We start from the raw sequence: 17732 nt of genomic DNA on the forward strand, positions 1-17732 counted from the left end.
GAGTTTCATATGAGATTCGTTGGGTGGGGACGGTACCGCATGGCGCAAGTGAAGGAAGTGCGCCCGAGGGAGTTTGGGCGGTTAGGTTGCCGTCATGAGCGAGGATGTGCGACTGGTCGCCTGGGTGCGAGGACGCGTCCAAGGAGTGGGTTTCCGCTGGTTCACGCGGGCCAAGGCCCTGGAGATCGGCGGCCTGAGTGGTTTTGCTCTCAATTTGGGCGACGGCCGGGTCCAAGTGGTCGCGGAGGGCGCGCGAGAAGGCTGTGAAGGCTTGCTGGAGTGGCTCGAGGGCGACGACACGCCCGGCCGTGTGGACGGCGTCACCGAGATCTGGGACACACCTCGCGGCGGCTACGACGGCTTCGCCATCCGCTGATCCCGCACCGCCGGGCGGCCCTCAGGGGCGCCCGCGAGCAGGCCCCCGACAGCTGCCCCGGACGGAAACTGGCTGGTGATTCCAAGAATCGCTTGCCGTGGCAGGCTCCGCACGCAAGGATGATCGCCACGCCCCGAGGGCCCCGCAGAAGCCGCAGTGCCGCCGTATCAGGCCGCGTGCGCCCGGTCGGCCCCCAATACGGGGCGTGATCGTGTTGACCGTCAAACTTTTTGGTGAGACGCTGAAAGCCCCGCGCACCTTAGCTGTTTGGCATGGCTGAACGGCGGTACAACTCCAGGCCCTGCCAAGCATCGCGGGTGCGAATCCCTCACGACCCACACCGCATCGGTCGGTCACGCATTGTGGAGGACCATCCATCATGGCAAAGGCGCTTCTCGGTTACGTCGGCGGCTCCGACCCTCGACTCCTCGCCGAGATGCGACGGCTCCAGCAGCGCGTCCAGGACCTGGAATCCGAGCTCGGACGGATCCAGGCCGAGAACGAGGCGCTGACGGCTGCCGCTTCTCACGACAGGATCATGGAGAGCGTTGACGCACACCAGGCGGAGCCTGCGCTCACCTGATCACTGCACCGCTCCGCAACAGCACAGCAGTGGTTGGGCCGCCCGTCATAACCGCTAAGTTGTCAGAAGTGCAAGGGACGCCGTCGGCGTCCCTTCTTTCTTTCCCCCGCGTCCTTTCACCGTCTTTAACGTGTGGTCTGCCCTGCGCGTTCAGCGGCGAAACCGTGGGTTCATGGAGTGAGACGAACCCGGGCGGTAGAGTCCGGCGGCGTGCACCTCAAGGCCCTGACCCTCCGCGGGTTCAAGTCGTTCGCCTCGGCCACCACACTCCGGTTCGAGCCGGGGATCACGTGCGTCGTCGGACCGAACGGCTCGGGCAAGTCCAACGTCGTGGACGCGCTCAGCTGGGTCATGGGCGAGCAGGGCGCCAAATCGCTGCGCGGCGGCAAGATGGAGGACGTCATCTTCGCCGGCACCACCGGCCGGCCCCCGCTGGGCCGCGCCGAGGTTTCGCTGACCATCGACAACTCCGACGGGGCCCTGCCCATCGAGTACGCCGAGGTCACCATCACGCGGATCATGTTCCGCAACGGCGGCAGCGAGTACCAGATCAACGGCGACACCTGCCGTCTCCTCGACATCCAGGAACTCCTCTCCGACTCCGGCATCGGCCGCGAGATGCACGTCATCGTCGGGCAGGGCCAGCTCGACTCCGTCCTGCACGCCGACCCCATGGGCCGCCGCGCCTTCATCGAGGAGGCAGCCGGGGTCCTCAAGCACCGCAAGCGCAAGGAGAAGGCGCTGCGCAAGCTGGACGCGATGCAGGCCAACCTCGCGCGCGTGCAGGACCTCACCGACGAACTCCGACGCCAGCTCAAGCCCCTCGGCCGCCAGGCCGCCGTCGCCCGCCGGGCCGCCGTCATCCAGGCCGACCTGCGCGACGCCCGCCTGCGGCTGCTGGCCGACGACCTCGTACGGCTGAAGGAAGCCCTCAACGCCGAGGTCGCCGACGAGGCCGCGCTGAAGGGACGCAAGGAGGCCGCCGAACAGGAGCTGCGCAAGGCGCTCCAGCGCGAGGCCCTCCTGGAGGACGAGGTACGGCAGCTCACGCCACGCCTCCAGCGCGCCCAGCAGACCTGGTACGAGCTCTCCCAGCTCGCCGAGCGGGTGCGCGGCACGATCTCGCTGGCCGACGCCCGCGTGAAGAGCGCCACCTCCGCGCCCCCCGAGGAGCGGCGCGGCCGCGACCCCGAGGACATGGAGCGCGAGGCCGCCCGCATCCGTGAGCAGGAGGCCGAGCTGGAGGCCGGCCTGGAAGCGGCCGAACGGGCCCTGGAGGACACGGTCGCCCACCGCGCCGAGCTGGAGCGCGCACTCACCGAGGAGGAGCGGCGCCTGAAGGACGTCGCCCGCGCCATCGCCGACCGGCGCGAGGGCCTGGCTCGGCTGAACGGCCAGGTCAACGCGGCCCGCTCGCGCGCCGCCTCAGCCCAGGCCGAGATCGAACGCCTGGCCGCCGCCCGCGACGAGGCCCAGGAGCGAGCCGTCGCCGCCCAGGAGGAATACGAGGCCCTCAAGGCCGAGGTCGACGGCCTCGACGCGGGCGACGCCGAACTCGCCGAACGACACGAGGCCGCCAAACAGCAGCTCGCCGACGCCGAGTCCGCCCTCACCGCAGCCCGCGAGGCCGCCACGGCGGTGGAACGGAAGCGCGCCGCGACTCAGGCCCGCCACGAGGCCCTGGCCATGGGGCTGCGCCGCAAGGACGGCACCGGAATACTGCTCGCGGCGAAAGACCGCCTCTCCGGCCTGCTCGGCCCGGCGGCGGAACTCCTGACCGTGACCCCGGGATACGAGGTCGCCCTGGCAGCGGCCTTCGGAGCGGCGGCGGACGCCATCGCGGTCACGACCCCGGCCTCAGCTGCCGACGCCATCAGGCTCCTCCGCAAACAGGACGGGGGCAGAGCCACTCTGCTCCTGGCAGGAGCTCCCGCCTTCAGGGACGCGGGGAACTGCGCGAGCAACCACGACGCACCCGCAGACGCACGACGCCCCTTCGCCGCAGACCTCGTCCGCGGTCCCACCGACCTCATGCCTGCCGTACGACGGCTGCTCCACGGGATCGTCGTCGTCAGCACCCTCGAAGACGCCGAGGACCTCGTCTACACCCACCCCGACCTCACCGCCGTGACAGCCGAAGGCGACCTCCTCGGCGCCCACATCGCCCACGGCGGCTCCGCAGGCGCCCCCAGCCTCCTGGAAGTACAGGCCTCCGTGGACGAGGCCGCTGCCGAGCTGGAAGAGCTCGCCGTGCGCTGCGAGGAGCTGACGGAGGCCCAGCACGCCGCCGTCGAGCGCCGTAAGGAAACCGCCGCACTGGTCGAGGACGTGGGGGAGCGGCGTCGCGCCGCCGACCGGGAGAAGTCGTCCGTCGCCCAGCAGCTCGGCCGGCTCGCCGGGCAGGCCCGGGGCGCGGCGGGGGAGGCCGAGCGGTCCACGGCCGCCGCCGCCCGGGCACAGGAGGCCCTCGACAAGGCCCTCGCCGAGGTCGAGGAACTCGCCGAGCGGCTCGCCGTCGCCGAGGAGATGCCGATCGAGGAGGAGCCCGACACCTCCGTACGTGACCGGCTCGCCGCCGACGGTGCCAACGCCCGCCAGACCGAGATGGAGGCCCGCCTCCAGGCCCGTACGCATGAGGAACGAGTCAAGGGACTGGCCGGACGGGCCGACTCGCTGGACCGGGCCGCCCGCGCGGAACGCGAGGCACGCGCGCGTGCGGAGCAGCGGCGGGCCCGGCTGAGGCACGAGGCCGCCGTCGCCGAGGCGGTCGGCGCGGGCGCACGGCAGCTGCTTGCGCACGTCGAGGTCTCCCTGACCCGCGCCGACGAGGAGCGCACCGCCGCCGATGCCGCCAAGGCCCGCCGCGAGCAGGAACTCGTCCGTGCCCGCACCGAGGGACGCGATCTCAAGGCCGAACTCGACAAGTTGACGGATTCGGTCCATCGAGGCGAGGTACTCGGCGCCGAGAAGCGGCTGCGGATCGAGCAGCTGGAGACGAGGGCGCTGGAGGAGCTGGGTGTCGAACCGGCCGGACTGGTGGCGGAGTACGGACCGCACCAGCTTGTGCCGCCCTCGCCCCCCGCCGAGGGGGAGGAGCTGCCGGAGGACCCGGAGCACCCGCGCAACCGGCCGAGGCAGTTCGTCCGGTCCGAGCAGGAGAAGCGACTGAAGTCGGCCGAGCGCGCCTACCAGCAGCTCGGCAAGGTGAACCCGCTCGCCCTGGAGGAGTTCGCGGCGCTGGAGGAACGCCACCAGTTCCTCAGCGAGCAGCTCGAGGACCTGAAGAAGACACGGGCGGACCTCCTGCAAGTGGTGAAGGAGGTCGACGAGCGCGTCGAGCAGGTCTTCACCGAGGCCTACCGGGACACGGCCCGGGAGTTCGAGGGCGTCTTCAGCCGGCTCTTCCCCGGAGGCGACGGGCGGCTGATCCTGACCGACCCCGACAACATGCTCACCACGGGTGTGGACGTCGAGGCCCGGCCGCCGGGCAAGAAGGTCAAACGGCTGTCGCTGCTCTCCGGCGGGGAGCGGTCGCTGACCGCCGTGGCGCTGCTTGTGTCGATCTTCAAGGCGCGGCCCAGCCCGTTCTACGTCATGGACGAGGTCGAGGCCGCCCTCGACGACACCAACCTCCAGCGGCTCATCCGGATCATGCAGGAGCTGCAGGAGGCCTCGCAGCTGATCGTGATCACCCATCAGAAGCGCACGATGGAGGTCGCCGACGCGCTGTACGGCGTCTCCATGCAGGGCGATGGTGTGTCGAAGGTCATCAGCCAGCGCCTGCGCTAGATGGATGCGGTCTACACCGGTCTCACCTGCGAGGCTCGATGGCTTCAATTCTTGAACACATCCTCCCCACACTCCTGTCGCAGATTCGCGTCTCCCGACCTATTGACTTCGAAACTTGAAGGCATAGTCTCGGCAACGTTCCTTTTACCTTCAGGTACCTTCAGGTGGACCTCGAAGGGCTGATCCCCTCCGGCAGCGTTGCCGGTGGCCTGAGGAGTACACGTGACCAGCACAGCGCAGGCACCCAAGTCCGGAGCCAGGACGGCTCACCCCGAACATCTCGGGCACGTCATCTTCATCGCGGCGGCGGCCGCGATGGGCGGTTTCCTCTTCGGTTACGACAGTTCCGTGATCAACGGTGCCGTCGAGGCCATCCGCGGCCGCTACGACATCGGCTCCGCAGCCCTCGCCCAGGTCATCGCCGTCGCCCTCATCGGCTGCGCCATCGGCGCAGCGACCGCCGGCCGGATAGCCGACCGCATCGGCCGCATCCGGTGCATGCAGATCGCCGCGGTCCTCTTCACGGTCAGCGCCGTCGGCTCGGCGCTCCCCTTCGCCCTGTGGGACCTCGCCTTCTGGCGCGTCGTCGGCGGCTTCGCCATCGGCATGGCCTCCGTCATCGGCCCGGCGTACATCGCCGAGGTCGCCCCGCCCGCCTACCGCGGCCGGCTCGGCTCCTTCCAGCAGGCCGCGATCGTCATCGGCATCGCTGTGTCGCAGCTGGTCAACTGGGGTCTGCTGAACGCCGCCGACGGTGACCAGCGCGGCGAGCTGATGGGCCTGGAGGCCTGGCAGGTCATGCTCGGCGTCATGGTCATCCCGGCCGTCCTGTACGGCCTGCTCTCCTTCCGGATCCCCGAGTCCCCGCGCTTCCTCATCTCTGTCGGCAAGCACGAGCGCGCCCGGGAGATCCTCGCCGAGGTCGAGGGCAAGGACATCGACCTGGACGCCCGCGTCGCCGAGATCGAGCACGCCATGACGAGCGAGCACAAGTCCAGCTTCAAGGACCTGCTCGGTGGGAGCTTCTTCTTCAAGCCGATCGTCTGGATCGGTATCGGCCTGTCGGTCTTCCAGCAGTTCGTCGGCATCAACGTCGCGTTCTACTACTCCTCGACGCTGTGGCAGTCGGTCGGCGTCGACCCGGCGGACTCGTTCTTCTACTCCTTCACCACGTCGATCATCAACATCGTCGGCACCGTCATCGCGATGATCTTCGTCGACCGCGTCGGCCGCAAGCCCCTCGCGATCATCGGCTCCGTCGGCATGGTCGTCGGTCTGGCGCTGGAGGCCTGGGCGTTCTCGCACCCCCTGGTCGACGGCACGCTGCCGGCCGCGCAGGGCTGGATCGCCCTGATCGCCGCGCACATCTTCGTCCTCTTCTTCGCCCTGTCCTGGGGTGTGGTCGTCTGGGTCATGCTCGGCGAGATGTTCCCCAACCGGATCCGTGCCGCAGCCCTGGGCGTGGCCGCCGCCGCGCAGTGGATCGCCAACTGGGCCATCACCGCGAGCTTCCCCTCGCTGGCCGAGTGGAACCTCTCCCTGACGTACGTGATCTACACGGCCTTCGCCGCGCTCTCCATCCCCTTCATCCTGAAGTTCGTCAGCGAGACGAAGGGCAAGGCCCTGGAGGAGATGGGCTGAGCCCGCCCCCGCACTCGGGGAGAAGGGCCAAAGTCCCCGCTGCCCCTCTCCCCGTAACCCGCCGTCGCCCCGGTTCGGCCACTGCCCGAGCCGGGGCGGCGGTCTCATGTCGTCAGGGGGCCGCCAACCCCGGCAGCACCCGCTCACAGAACAGCTGCAGACTCCGCCACCCCTCCTCCACCGGCATCCCGCCCGCCAGCGGATGCAGCACATAGGAGTCCAGGCCCAGCTCCGCGCACGCGTCGGGCGTGAGGATCCGGTACACGCCCTCGGCGCGCAGTTCCCCGACGGTCGTCGCGGCCGACTTCACCGCCGAGCGCACCCCGCTCGACTGCCAGGCGGCATACGTCCGCGCCTCGTGCAGGAAGTGCTCGCCGTACTCCGCCCAGGCCCGGTCCGGGTCCTCGGCCAGGTGCAGCAGCGGCGTCTCGGCCGCGGGCATCATGACCCAGCCCTCGGTGCCGTACTCGGCCAGCCGGTCCTTGTAGTACGCCTCCAGCTCCGGCAGATGCGCGCTGGGGAAGAAGGGCAGGCCGAGCCGTGCGGCCCGGCGGGCGGCGGCCTGGGAGGAGCCGCCGACCAGGAGCAGCGGATGCGGGTCGGTGTACGGGCGCGGGGTGATGCGGACCGTGCGGCCCCGGTAGGCGAAGGGCTCGCCCGTCCACGCCTTCAGCAGCGTCTCCAGCAGCTCGTCCTGGAGCCGGCCGCGCCGGGCGAAGTCCACACCGAACAGGTCGTACTCCTCGGGCCGGTACCCGATCCCGGCGACCGTCACCAGCCGGCCGCCGCTCAGCAGGTCCAGCACGGCGATCTCCTCGGCCAGCCGCAGCGGGTCGTGCAGCGGGCCGATGATCGCCGAGACGGTGACCGCGACACGCCGGGTCGCGCCGAAGACGGCCCCCGCGAAGGCGAACGGCGACGGCAGCCAGTTGTTGTCGGCCCCGTGGTGCTCCTCCGTCTGCACCGTGGTGACGCCCCGGTCATCGGCGTACGAGGCCATCTCCAGGGCCGCCCGGTAACGGGCGCCGAGCTCGGTGGGGGAGGCCCCCGGAGCGACGAGGTTGAAGCGTGCGACCGTGACGGGCATGGGGACGTCTCCCTTCACCGGGCGGGTGTCCGGGGGACGTTAGCTGACGTGTCGTCAGACATCCAGGGGTGTGGAGATCCGGCGGCCCTCGGCCCCGCAGGACGGCACAAGCGGGGTGTCCCGGGGGCCCATGACTGATACTGGACGCGTTATGGACATCGTCATCCTTGCTGTAGTCATCGCCGTGGTCGTGCTCGGCGCGCTCGGCGGGCTCATCGTCGGCAGCCGGCGCAAGAAGCAGCTGCCCCCGCCCCCGCCCGCAGCGCCCGACATCACCGCCCCACCGGCCGAGCCGCACGTCGGCGACGAGGCCGAGACGCCGCGGGAGGAACCGCGGCGAACCATAGAGGAGGTGGATCTCCCGGACGGCTCGGCTCCCGTCACCGTCGAGGAGCCGCCCGCCGAAGCTCCCGAGATCGAGATCCCGGAGCCCACCGCGGGTCGCCTGGTCCGGCTGCGGGCCCGTCTCTCCCGCTCGCAGAACGCCCTCGGTCAGGGGCTGCTCACGCTGCTGTCGCGCGAGCACCTCGACGAGGACACCTGGGAGGAGATCGAGGACACGCTGCTCACCGCCGACGTCGGCGTGCAGCCCACCCAGGAACTGGTCGAGCGCCTGCGCGAGCGCGTGAAGGTGCTCGGCACCCGCACCCCCGTCGAACTGCGCACCCTGCTGCGCGAGGAACTGCTCACGCTGGTCGGCCGCGACATGGACCGCGTGGTCAAGACCGAGCCGGAGGACCGCAAGCCGGGCATCGTGCTGGTCGTCGGGGTCAACGGCACCGGCAAGACCACCACCACGGGCAAGCTGGCCCGCGTCCTGGTCGCGGACGGCCAGAGCGTGGTCCTTGGCGCTGCCGACACCTTCCGGGCCGCCGCCGCCGACCAGCTCCAGACCTGGGGTGAGCGCGTCGGCGCCCACACCGTGCGCGGACCGGAGGAGGGCGATCCGGCCTCCGTCGCCTTCGACGCGGTCAAGGAGGGCAAGGAGATGGGCGCGAACGTCGTGCTCATCGACACCGCCGGCCGCCTGCACACCAAGACCGGCCTCATGGACGAGCTCGGCAAGGTCAAGCGGGTCGTGGAGAAGCACGCCCCGGTCGACGAGGTGCTGCTCGTGCTCGACGCCACCACCGGACAGAACGGCCTGGTTCAGGCCCGGGTCTTCGCCGAGGTCGTCGACATCACCGGCATCGTCCTCACCAAGCTGGACGGCACGGCCAAGGGCGGCATCGTGGTCGCGGTCCAGCGCGAGCTGGGCGTGCCGGTCAAGCTCGTCGGGCTCGGCGAGGGCGCGGACGACCTGGCGCCGTTCGAGCCGGAGGCGTTCGTTGACGCCCTTATCGGGGAGTGAGCTCGGCCCCTGCCGAGGCACCGCCTGTGAAAGTCGTATGCGCCGAGAAGCGCCCGCCCCGAGGTCCAGTCGGGGTCGGGCGCTTCGCTGTGTACGGGGTCAGGCCCGTGACCGGTGCGCCACATACGCCAGCGTGCCCAGCACCAGGCGGGCCTCCGGCGCCCGGGACGCCGAGTCCAGGGCGGGGGAGCGCAGCCAGCGCACCGGGCCGAGACCGCCGCGGTCGGAGGGTGGTGCCGTGATGTGCGTGCCGGGACCCAGGCCCCGCAGGTCGAGGGAGGCCGGGTCGTCCCAGCCCATGCGGTAGAGCAGGCCGGACAGGTCGGCGGCGGCGCCGGGGGCGACGAAGAAGTGGGCGCGGCCGTCCGGGGTCGCGGCGACCGGGCCGACGGGCAGACCCATGCGCTCCAGGCGGGCCAGCGCGCGGCAGCCGGCGGGTTCGGCCACCTCGATGACGTCGAACGCCCGGCCGACCGGCAGCATCACCGAGGCGCCGGGGAACTCGCCCCAGGACTCGGTCACGTCGTCCAGCGTCGCCCCGGCGGGGATCACCGGCGCGAAGTCCAGCGGATGCGCACCCGGCGCCGGGCAGTCGCGGCGGCCGCAGGAGCAGGCGCCCGCCGAGGCCCGGGCGCCCGGCACCACGTCCCAGCCCCACAGCCCGGTGTACTCGGCCACGGCGGTGCCGTCCGACGTACGGCCGCGGCGGCGCGAGCCGGACCGGATGTCGCGCATGCCCCGGCTGATGCCGATCGTGAAGCCCATGCCCCCTCCAACGGGTCCGACGTACCGGTGGTTACGCAGCGGTCGCTCTGCGTGACTCTCTGCTTCCGCCTTCCCGGGTGTCGTTCCGTTCACTCAGCGCCCGGAAGTGCCCGGCGTGGCGCGCTCGACGACACGCGCCCCTCAGTGCATCGCTGCACCCGCTCCTGGTTGTGTTGTGTCAAGTGAATCGCGAGGAGCCGTACGTGAGTTCATTCGAAGGGGTGGCGAATGGTGGCGTTTCCGTGTGAGCCATGGCTGGACGGGTGATCGTAGGATTACTTTGTGTGCACGAGTCCTGGGGGCATATGCACTCGTGGGTATGCCGGAGGTAAGTCGCTATTCCGTTCGATGGGTGACAAGGGCCGGACGGACGGCCGCACGAACCGGCATGCTGATAGGGCTTGGCGCACTCGGCGACAAGTGGTCTCAGGGATGGGGGCGTTCCAGTGAGCGGCAACGGCGGAAGCGGAACGAACGCTGCGGGCGCGACGCACGCTGACAAGCGCCCGAACGAGCTGCTCACCTCCTGGTTCGTACGCAGCGGCTGGTCCAAGGGCGAGCTCGCCCGCCAGGTCAACCGCCGGGCCCGCCAGCTGGGCGCCAACCACATCTCCACGGACACCTCGCGCGTGCGCCGCTGGCTCGACGGCGAGAATCCCCGCGAGCCGATCCCCAGGATCCTGTCCGAGCTGTTCTCGGAGCGCTTCGGTGTCGTCGTCTCCGTCGAGGACCTGGGGCTGCGCACCGCACGCCAGTCACCCTCCGCGACCGGCGTCGACCTGCCCTGGACGGGCCCGCAGACCGTGGCCCTGCTCAGCGAGTTCTCGCGCAGCGACCTGATGCTGGCGCGGCGCGGCTTCCTCGGGAGCTCGCTGGTCCTGTCTGCGGGCCCGGCCCTCATCGAGCCCATGCAGCGCTGGCTCGTCCCCTCGCCCCCGGCCCAGCGGTCGGAGTCCGAGCCCGGCTCCGCCGGGCGGGCCCGGGGCCGGCTCTCCAAGCCCGAACTGGACCTCCTGGAGTCCACGACCGTGATGTTCCGGCAGTGGGACGCCCAGTGCGGCGGCGGCCTGCGCCGCAAGGCGGTCGTCGGCCAGCTGCACGAGGTGACGGACCTGCTCCAGGAGCCCCAGCCCGAGGCCGCCACCCGGCGGCTGTTCAAGGTCGCCGCCGAACTCGCCGAGCTGGCCGGCTGGATGTCGTACGACATCGGGCTCCAGCCGACCGCGCAGAAGTACTTCGTCCTCGCGCTGCACGCCGCCAAGGAGGCCGGTGACCGGCCCCTCGGCTCCTATGTGCTGTCCAGCATGAGCCGGCAGATGATCCACCTCGGGCGGCCCGACGACGCGCTGGAGCTGATCCACCTCGCTCAGTACGGCAGCCGCGACTGCGCGAGCCCGCGCACCCAGTCGATGCTGTATGCGATGGAGGCCCGCGCCTACGCCAACATGGGGCAGCCCGGCAAGTGCAAGCGGGCGGTCCGGATGGCCGAGGACACCTTCGCCGACGCCGGTGAGTGGGACGAGCCGGACCCCGACTGGATCCGTTTCTTCTCCGAGGCCGAGCTGTACGGCGAGAACTCCCACTCGTACCGCGACCTGGCCTATGTCGCCGGCCGCAGCCCGACCTACGCCTCGCTGGCCGAGCCGTTGATGGAGCGGGCCGTGCAGCTGTTCGCCGAGGACGGCGAGCACCAGCGGTCGTACGCGCTCAACCTGATCGGCATGGCCACCGTGCACCTCCTCCAGCGCGAGGCCGAGCAGAGCACGGTCTTCGCCACCCAAGCCATGCACGTGGCCAAGAAGGTCCGCTCCGAGCGGGTCAACACTCGTATCCGAAAGACGGTCGACACGGCCGCGCGCGACTTCGGCGACCTCGGTGAGGTCGTCGACCTCACCGAGCGGCTCGCCGCGGAGCTGCCCGAGACCGCGGAGGCGGTCTGACCGCCTCCCCTGACACCCCTGAGCCCCGGCCGCGGCCGGCCCTCCCGAACTGCCCGACTCGGCTCCCCCATGCCAGGTCATCGGAAGGCCGACCGCGGCCGGCCTGTGTTCCCACGGCCGCGAGAGCCGAAGGTTGCGCCACGATAACGATCGGCGCGCCCGCGATCCGGCAGTTCATCGACGCGTAACACAGCACGCGCCTTCGTCACGGCGGCGAAACAACGAGGGGCGTCCACCGAAACCGCGCTGCGCCAATCTCGTGGCGCATAACCGGCCCACCCCTCGGATCCGCTCGAGGCTTCGCCCGCACGGGGCCGTACCAACGACGAGGAGACGCCGATGGCACCAGCCATCACCCTTGCCGCAGAGGCGCCCAAGCTGTCTGCCGCCAACACAGGGTTCATGCTCATCTGTTCCGCCCTGGTGATGCTCATGACCCGGGCCTGGCCTTCTTCTACGGAGGCATGGTCCGCGTCAAGAGCACCCTGAACATGCTGATGATGAGCTTCATCAGCCTCGGGATCGTCACCATCCTGTGGGTGCTGTACGGCTTCTCCATGGCGTTCGGCACCGACTCCGGGAGCCTCATCGGCTGGAATTCGGACTGGGTCGGCCTCACCGGGGTCGACAAGGGCGAGCTGTGGGGTTCGTACAACATCCCGCTCCTGGCCTTCATGGTCTTCCAGCTGATGTTCGCGATCATCACGCCGGCCCTGATCAGCGGTGCGCTCGCGGACCGCGTGAAGTTCTCCGCCTGGGCGCTGTTCATCGCGCTGTGGGCCACGATCGTCTACTTCCCCGTCGCCCACTGGGTCTGGGGTGAGGGCGGCTGGGCCTTCGACCTGGGCGTGATCGACTTCGCCGGTGGTACCGCGGTCCACATCAACGCGGGTGCCGCGGCGCTCGGCGTGATCCTCGTCATCGGCAAGCGCTCTGGGTTCAAGAGGGACCCGATGCGCCCGCACAGCCTCCCGCTGGTCATGCTCGGCGCCGGTCTGCTGTGGTTCGGCTGGTTCGGCTTCAACGCGGGCTCGTGGCTCGGCAACGACGACGGCGTCGGCTCCCTGATGTTCGTCAACACGCAGGTCGCCACCGCCGCCGCGATGCTGGCCTGGCTCGCGTACGAGAAGATCCGCCACGGCGCGTTCACCACGCTGGGCGCCGCCTCCGGCGCGGTCGCGGGTCTGGTCGCCATCACCCCGGCCGGTGGTGCGGTCACTCCGATGGGCGCGATCGCCGTCGGTGCCATCGCCGGTGTCCTGTGCGCCATGGCCGTGGGCCTGAAGTACAAGTTCGGCTACGACGACTCGCTCGACGTCGTGGGTGTCCACCTCGTCGGCGGTATCGCCGGCTCCGTCCTGATCGGCTTCTTCGCCAGCGGTAAGGGCCAGTCGGACGCCACGGGCGTGTTCTACGGCGACCACAAGTTCGACCAGCTGTGGAAGCAGCTCGCCGGTGTCGGCGGTGTGCTCGCCTACTCCCTGATCGTCTCCGCGGTCCTCGCCTTCGTCCTCCACAAGACCATCGGTATGCGGGTCTCCGAGGACGAGGAGGTCGCCGGTATCGACCAGGCCGAGCACGCCGAGACCGCATACGACTTCAGCGGCGCCGGTGGCGGTTCCGCCAAGACGGCCGTCACGGCCCCGGTCGCCGCAGCCGCGAGCAAGAAGGTGGACGCATGAAGCTCATCACCGCCGTCGTGAAGCCGCACCGGCTCGACGAGATCAAGGAGGCCCTGCAGGCCTTCGGAGTGCACGGTCTGACGGTCACCGAGGCCAGCGGCTACGGTCGTCAGCGGGGCCACACCGAGGTCTACCGCGGCGCCGAGTACACCGTCGACCTGGTCCCCAAGATCCGTATCGAGGTCCTGGTCGAGGACGACGACGCCGAGCAGCTGGTCGATGTCGTGGTCAAGGCCGCCCGCACCGGCAAGATCGGTGACGGCAAGGTCTGGTCCATCCCGGTCGAGACGGCCGTACGGGTCCGGACCGGCGAGCGCGGCCCCGACGCGCTCTGAGGACCCCTAAGGCAGGCAAACAGAACAGGAGTCGCCGGGTGACGGGTACGGACGTGCAGAAGGAAGCAGAGGACTCGGGACCCAGCGGCTACGCGGCGGCCCGGCTGCGTCTCCTCACCGAGGAGACGCGGTCCGGGCCGCCGCGCCGTGCGGCCCTGGCCGAACTGACGGACGAGTGGCTCACCGGCCTGTTCGCCGCGGGGGCGGAGGGACTGCGCGGGGCCTCCCTGGTCGCCGTCGGCGGCTACGGACGCGGCGAGCTGTCGCCACGCAGCGACCTCGACCTGCTCCTGCTGCACGACGGCGGCGACACCAAGGCGGTCGCCGCCCTCGCCGACCGGCTCTGGTACCCCGTCTGGGATCTGGGTCTGGACCTCGACCACTCCGTCCGCACGCCCGCCGAGGCCCGCAAGACGGCCGGCGAGGACCTCAAGGTGCAGCTCGGCCTGCTGGACGCCCGGCACATCGCCGGCGATCTCGGTCTCACCGCCGGACTGCGCACGGCCGTGCTGGCCGACTGGCGCAACCAGGCGCCGAAGCGTCTCCCCGAGCTCCAGGAACTGTGCGCCGAACGCGCCGAGCGTCAAGGCGAGCTGCAGTACCTGCTGGAGCCCGACCTGAAGGAGGCCCGGGGCGGGCTGCGCGACGCCACAGCCCTGCGCGCCGTCGCCGCCTCCTGGCTCGCCGACGCCCCGCGCGAGGGCCTCGCCGACGCCCGGCGCCGGCTCCTCGACGTACGGGACGCCCTGCATCTGGCGACCGGGCGCGCCACCGACCGGCTCGCCCTCCAGGAGCAGGACCAGGTGGCCGCCGAGCTCGGCCTGCTCGACGCCGACACACTGCTGCGGCAGGTGTACGAGGCGGCGCGGCTCGTCTCGTACGCCAGCGATGTCACCTGGCGCGAGGTGGGGCGCGTGCTGCGGTCACGCGCCGTGCGGCCCCGGCTGCGCGCCATGCTGGGCGGCGGAAAGCCGACCGCCGAGCGTTCCCCGCTGGCCGAAGGCGTCGTGGAGCAGGACGGCGAGGTGGTGCTCGCCCGTGCCGCGCGCCCTGAACGCGACCCCGTGCTGCCGCTGCGCGCCGCGGCGGCCGCCGCGCAGGCCGGACTCCCGCTCTCCCTGCACGCCGTACGGCGCATGGCCGCCGCCACGCGCCCGGTGCCCACGCCCTGGCCCGCCGAGGCGCGCGAACAGCTCGTCACCCTGCTCGGCTCCGGCCGCCCGACCGTCGAGGTCTGGGAGGCGCTGGAGGCCGAGGGGCTGATCACCCGGCTGCTGCCCGACTGGGAGCGGGTCCGCTGCCGCCCGCAGCGCAATGCCGTGCACCTGTGGACCGTCGACCGGCACCTCATCGAGACCGCAGTCCAGGCCTCCGAGTTCACCCGCCGGGTCAGCCGCCCCGACCTGCTGCTGGTCGCCGCGCTGCTGCACGACATCGGCAAGGGCTGGCCCGGCGACCACTCCGTGGCCGGCGAGATCATCGCCAAGGACGTGGCCGCCCGCATCGGCTTCGACCGCCACGACGTGACGGTCGTCGCCACCCTCGTACGGCACCACCTGCTCCTCGTCGAGACGGCCACCCGGCGTGACCTGGAGGACCCGGCCACCGTGCGCTCCGTCGCCGAGGCCGTCGGCTCCCAGGGCACCCTGGAACTGCTGCACGCGCTCACCGAGGCCGACGCCCTGGCCACCGGACCGGCCGCCTGGTCGTCCTGGCGCGGCTCGCTCGTCGCCGACCTCGTCAAGCGGGTCTCGGCGGTACTCGCCGGGGACGCGCCGGACGACCCCGAGGAGGGCGCGCCGACCGCGGAGCAGGAGCGGCTCGCACACGAGGCGGCCGCGACGGGCAGCCCGGTCCTCTCCCTGCGGGCACAGACCGAGCCGCCCGCCGGGCAGGAGCCGTCCGGTGATCCCGAGCCGCTGGGTGTGGAACTTCTCATCGCCGTCCCCGACCAGCCGGGCGTCCTGCCCGCGGTGGCCGGTGTCCTCGCCATGCACCGGCTGACCGTACGCACGGCGGAACTGCGCTCCCTTACCCTCCCGCACGGCGTAGACGGCTCCGTCCTGCTGCTGGACTGGCGGGTCGCCGCCGAGTACGGCTCCCTGCCGCAGGCCGCCCGGCTGCGCGCGGACCTCGTGAGGGCCCTGGACGGCTCCCTGGACATCGCCGGCCGCCTCGCCGAACGGGACGCGGCCTATCCGCGCCGCCGGGGCGTGGTCGCCCCGCCGCCCCGGGTGTCGGTCCACCCGGCCGCCTCCCGGCTGGCCACGGTGATCGAGGTACGCTCCCAGGACGCCCCCGGCCTGCTGTTCCGCATCGGCCGCGCCCTGGAGGACGCGAGCGTACGGGTGCGCAGCATGCACGTCTCGACGCTCGGCGCCAACGCCGTGGACGCCTTCTACGTGACCGGCCCGGAGGGCGCGCCCCTGCCCGGGGACGAGGCGGTCTCGGTGGCACGGAAGCTGGAGGAGACACTGCGTGGGTGAGGCCGACCCGGCGACTTGTCACGCCGGGATACCCTGGAGGGCGATTCCCTGTAGCCACCAACCCTGAGGACCGCGAGCGCCGTGTTCGATACTCTTTCCGATCGCCTCTCAGCGACCTTCAAGAACCTGCGCGGCAAGGGGCGTCTCAGCGAAGCGGACATCGATGCCACGGCCCGGGACATCCGGATCGCGCTCCTCGAGGCGGACGTGGCGCTGCCGGTCGTCCGGACGTTCATCAAGAACGTCAAGGAGCGCGCCCTCGGTGCCGAGGTCAGCAAGGCGCTGAACCCCGCCCAGCAGGTCCTCAAGATCGTCAATGAGGAACTCGTCACCATCCTCGGCGGTGAGACCCGGCGCCTGCGCTTCGCCAAGCAGCCGCCCACCGTGATCATGCTGGCGGGTCTGCAGGGTGCCGGTAAGACCACCCTCGCGGGCAAGCTCGGCCGCTGGCTGAAGGAGCAGGGCCACTCGCCGCTGCTCGTCGCCTGTGACCTCCAGCGCCCGAACGCCGTGAACCAGCTCAGCGTCGTCGCCGAACGCGCCGGTGTCGGCATCTACGCCCCGGAGCCGGGCAACGGCGTCGGCGACCCGGTCAAGGTCGCCAAGGACTCCATCGAGCACGCCAAGACCAAGGTCCACGACATCGTGATCGTGGACACCGCCGGCCGCCTCGGCATCGACCAGGAGATGATGCGGCAGGCCGCTGACATCAGGGACGCGGTCAGCCCCGAGGAGATCCTGTTCGTCGTCGACGCGATGATCGGCCAGGACGCGGTCAACACCGCCGAGGCCTTCCGCGACGGCGTCGGCTTCGACGGCGTGGTGCTCTCCAAGCTCGACGGTGACGCCCGCGGTGGCGCGGCCCTGTCGATCCGGCAGATCACCGGCAAGCCGATCATGTTCGCGTCGAACGGCGAGAAGCTCGACGACTTCGACGCCTTCCACCCTGACCGGATGGCCTCCCGCATCCTCGACATGGGTGACCTGCTCACCCTGATCGAGCAGGCGGAGAAGACGTTCAGCCAGGAAGAGGCCGAGAAAATGGCCTCCAAGCTGGCGTCCAAGAAGGGCCAGGACTTCACCCTGGACGACTTCCTGGCCCAGATGGAGCAGGTCAGGAAGATGGGCTCCATCTCCAAGCTGCTCGGCATGCTTCCGGGCATGGGCCAGATGAAGGACCAGATCCAGAACCTCGACGAGCGCGACGTCGACCGTACGGCCGCCATCATCAAGTCGATGACCCCGGCCGAGCGCCAGGAGCCGACGATCATCAACGGCTCGCGCCGCGCCCGTATCGCGCGGGGTTCCGGTGTCGACGTCAGCGCGGTGAAGAACCTGGTCGAGCGGTTCTTCGAGGCCCGCAAGATGATGTCCCGCATGGCCCAGGGCGGCGGCATGCCCGGGATGCCCGGTATGCCGGGCATGGGCGGCGGCCCGGGCCGGACGAAGAAGAAGCAGAAGCAGGCCAAGGGCAAGCAGCGCTCCGGCAACCCGATGAAGCGCAAGCAGCAGGAGCAGGAGGAGGCCGCCCGCCGGGCCGCCGCGGCCGAGGGCGGCGGTGCCTTCGGGCTGCCGCAGCAGGGCGCCAAGGACTTCGAACTCCCCGACGAGTTCAAGAAGTTCATGGGCTGACGGCCCGTCCCGCACGGCAAAGAGGGCGCCCCCTTCCGGAAGGGGGCGCCCTCTTTGCCGTGCGG

11 protein-coding genes and 1 pseudogene are annotated in these 17732 nt (G+C 70.9%); 10 read left to right on the plus strand and 2 right to left on the minus strand.

Annotated elements, in window-relative coordinates:
• Positions 1 to 94: 94 nt before the first annotated feature.
• The 4 genes from ACQEV8_RS31540 to ACQEV8_RS31555 all read left to right on the plus strand — a co-directional run bounded on the left by ACQEV8_RS31540 (position 95) and on the right by ACQEV8_RS31555 (position 6389).
• On the plus strand, positions 95 to 376 hold the full coding sequence (locus ACQEV8_RS31540; protein ID WP_189727968.1) for an acylphosphatase: 282 nt from the start codon (positions 95 to 97) through the stop codon (positions 374 to 376).
• Positions 377 to 755: 379 nt separating this feature from the next.
• Positions 756 to 959 carry a hypothetical protein gene (locus tag ACQEV8_RS31545; RefSeq protein WP_030852030.1) on the plus strand — a complete coding sequence of 68 codons (204 nt, stop codon included), beginning with the start codon at positions 756 to 758 and terminating at the stop codon, positions 957 to 959.
• A 210-nt stretch (positions 960 to 1169) separates the two neighbouring features.
• A complete protein-coding gene (smc, locus tag ACQEV8_RS31550; RefSeq protein WP_432966942.1) occupies positions 1170 to 4748 on the plus strand; it encodes a chromosome segregation protein SMC in 3579 nt (1192 codons plus the stop codon).
• 222 nt (positions 4749 to 4970) lie between these two features.
• Positions 4971 to 6389 carry a sugar porter family MFS transporter gene (locus ACQEV8_RS31555; RefSeq protein WP_432966944.1) on the plus strand — a complete coding sequence of 473 codons (1419 nt, stop codon included), beginning with the start codon at positions 4971 to 4973 and terminating at the stop codon, positions 6387 to 6389.
• A gap of 112 nt (positions 6390 to 6501) precedes the next feature.
• On the opposite strand, the gene ACQEV8_RS31560 is transcribed toward ACQEV8_RS31555, so the two are convergent.
• Positions 6502 to 7476 carry an LLM class flavin-dependent oxidoreductase gene (locus ACQEV8_RS31560; RefSeq protein WP_432966946.1) on the minus strand — a complete coding sequence of 325 codons (975 nt, stop codon included), beginning with the start codon at positions 7474 to 7476 and terminating at the stop codon, positions 6502 to 6504.
• A gap of 151 nt (positions 7477 to 7627) precedes the next feature.
• Here ACQEV8_RS31560 and ftsY point away from each other — a divergent pair, with 151 nt between their 5' ends.
• The gene (gene ftsY, locus ACQEV8_RS31565; protein WP_432966948.1) at positions 7628 to 8827 is read left to right on the plus strand and encodes a signal recognition particle-docking protein FtsY; all 1200 of its coding nucleotides are present in this window, start codon (positions 7628 to 7630) and stop codon (positions 8825 to 8827) included.
• A 99-nt stretch (positions 8828 to 8926) separates the two neighbouring features.
• Here the strand turns inward: ftsY and ACQEV8_RS31570 are convergent, their stop codons facing one another.
• Positions 8927 to 9592: a bifunctional DNA primase/polymerase gene (locus tag ACQEV8_RS31570; protein WP_432966950.1), complete on the minus strand. Its 666-nt coding sequence runs from the start codon at positions 9590 to 9592 to the stop codon at positions 8927 to 8929.
• Positions 9593 to 10038: 446 nt separating this feature from the next.
• On the opposite strand from ACQEV8_RS31570, the gene nsdA reads away from it, so the two are divergent.
• From nsdA to ffh, 5 genes and pseudogenes are all read left to right on the plus strand, one after another.
• On the plus strand, positions 10039 to 11532 hold the full coding sequence (gene nsdA, locus ACQEV8_RS31575) for a transcriptional repressor NsdA (RefSeq protein WP_432966952.1): 1494 nt from the start codon (positions 10039 to 10041) through the stop codon (positions 11530 to 11532).
• Between the two features lie 339 nt (positions 11533 to 11871).
• Positions 11872 to 13214 (plus strand): annotated as a pseudogene (locus tag ACQEV8_RS31580) (ammonium transporter).
• Positions 13211 to 13549, plus strand: a complete 339-nt coding sequence (locus ACQEV8_RS31585; protein WP_384706960.1) for a P-II family nitrogen regulator — start codon at positions 13211 to 13213, stop codon at positions 13547 to 13549. The pseudogene ACQEV8_RS31580 and the gene ACQEV8_RS31585 overlap by 4 nt, the downstream one beginning before the upstream one ends.
• Positions 13550 to 13587: 38 nt before the next feature.
• On the plus strand, positions 13588 to 16035 hold the full coding sequence (locus tag ACQEV8_RS31590) for a [protein-PII] uridylyltransferase (RefSeq protein WP_432966955.1): 2448 nt from the start codon (positions 13588 to 13590) through the stop codon (positions 16033 to 16035).
• Between the two features lie 81 nt (positions 16036 to 16116).
• A complete protein-coding gene (ffh, locus tag ACQEV8_RS31595; RefSeq protein ID WP_432966957.1) occupies positions 16117 to 17667 on the plus strand; it encodes a signal recognition particle protein in 1551 nt (516 codons plus the stop codon).
• Positions 17668 to 17732 lie beyond the last annotated feature (65 nt).

It is taken from the genome of Streptomyces sp. CA-179760, from assembly GCF_050937045.1.
Taxonomy (GTDB): domain Bacteria; phylum Actinomycetota; class Actinomycetes; order Streptomycetales; family Streptomycetaceae; genus Streptomyces.

Coding starts and splice junctions, on each gene's coding strand:
- ACQEV8_RS31540 (WP_189727968.1), top strand. CDS start 95: ATGAGCGAGGATGTGCGACTGGTCGCCTGGGTGCGAGGACGCGTCCAA.
- ftsY (WP_432966948.1), top strand. CDS start 7,628: ATGGACATCGTCATCCTTGCTGTAGTCATCGCCGTGGTCGTGCTCGGC.
- ACQEV8_RS31560 (WP_432966946.1), bottom strand. CDS start 7,476: ATGCCCGTCACGGTCGCACGCTTCAACCTCGTCGCTCCGGGGGCCTCC.
- ACQEV8_RS31570 (WP_432966950.1), bottom strand. CDS start 9,592: ATGGGCTTCACGATCGGCATCAGCCGGGGCATGCGCGACATCCGGTCC.
- ACQEV8_RS31585 (WP_384706960.1), top strand. CDS start 13,211: ATGAAGCTCATCACCGCCGTCGTGAAGCCGCACCGGCTCGACGAGATC.
- ACQEV8_RS31545 (WP_030852030.1), top strand. CDS start 756: ATGGCAAAGGCGCTTCTCGGTTACGTCGGCGGCTCCGACCCTCGACTC.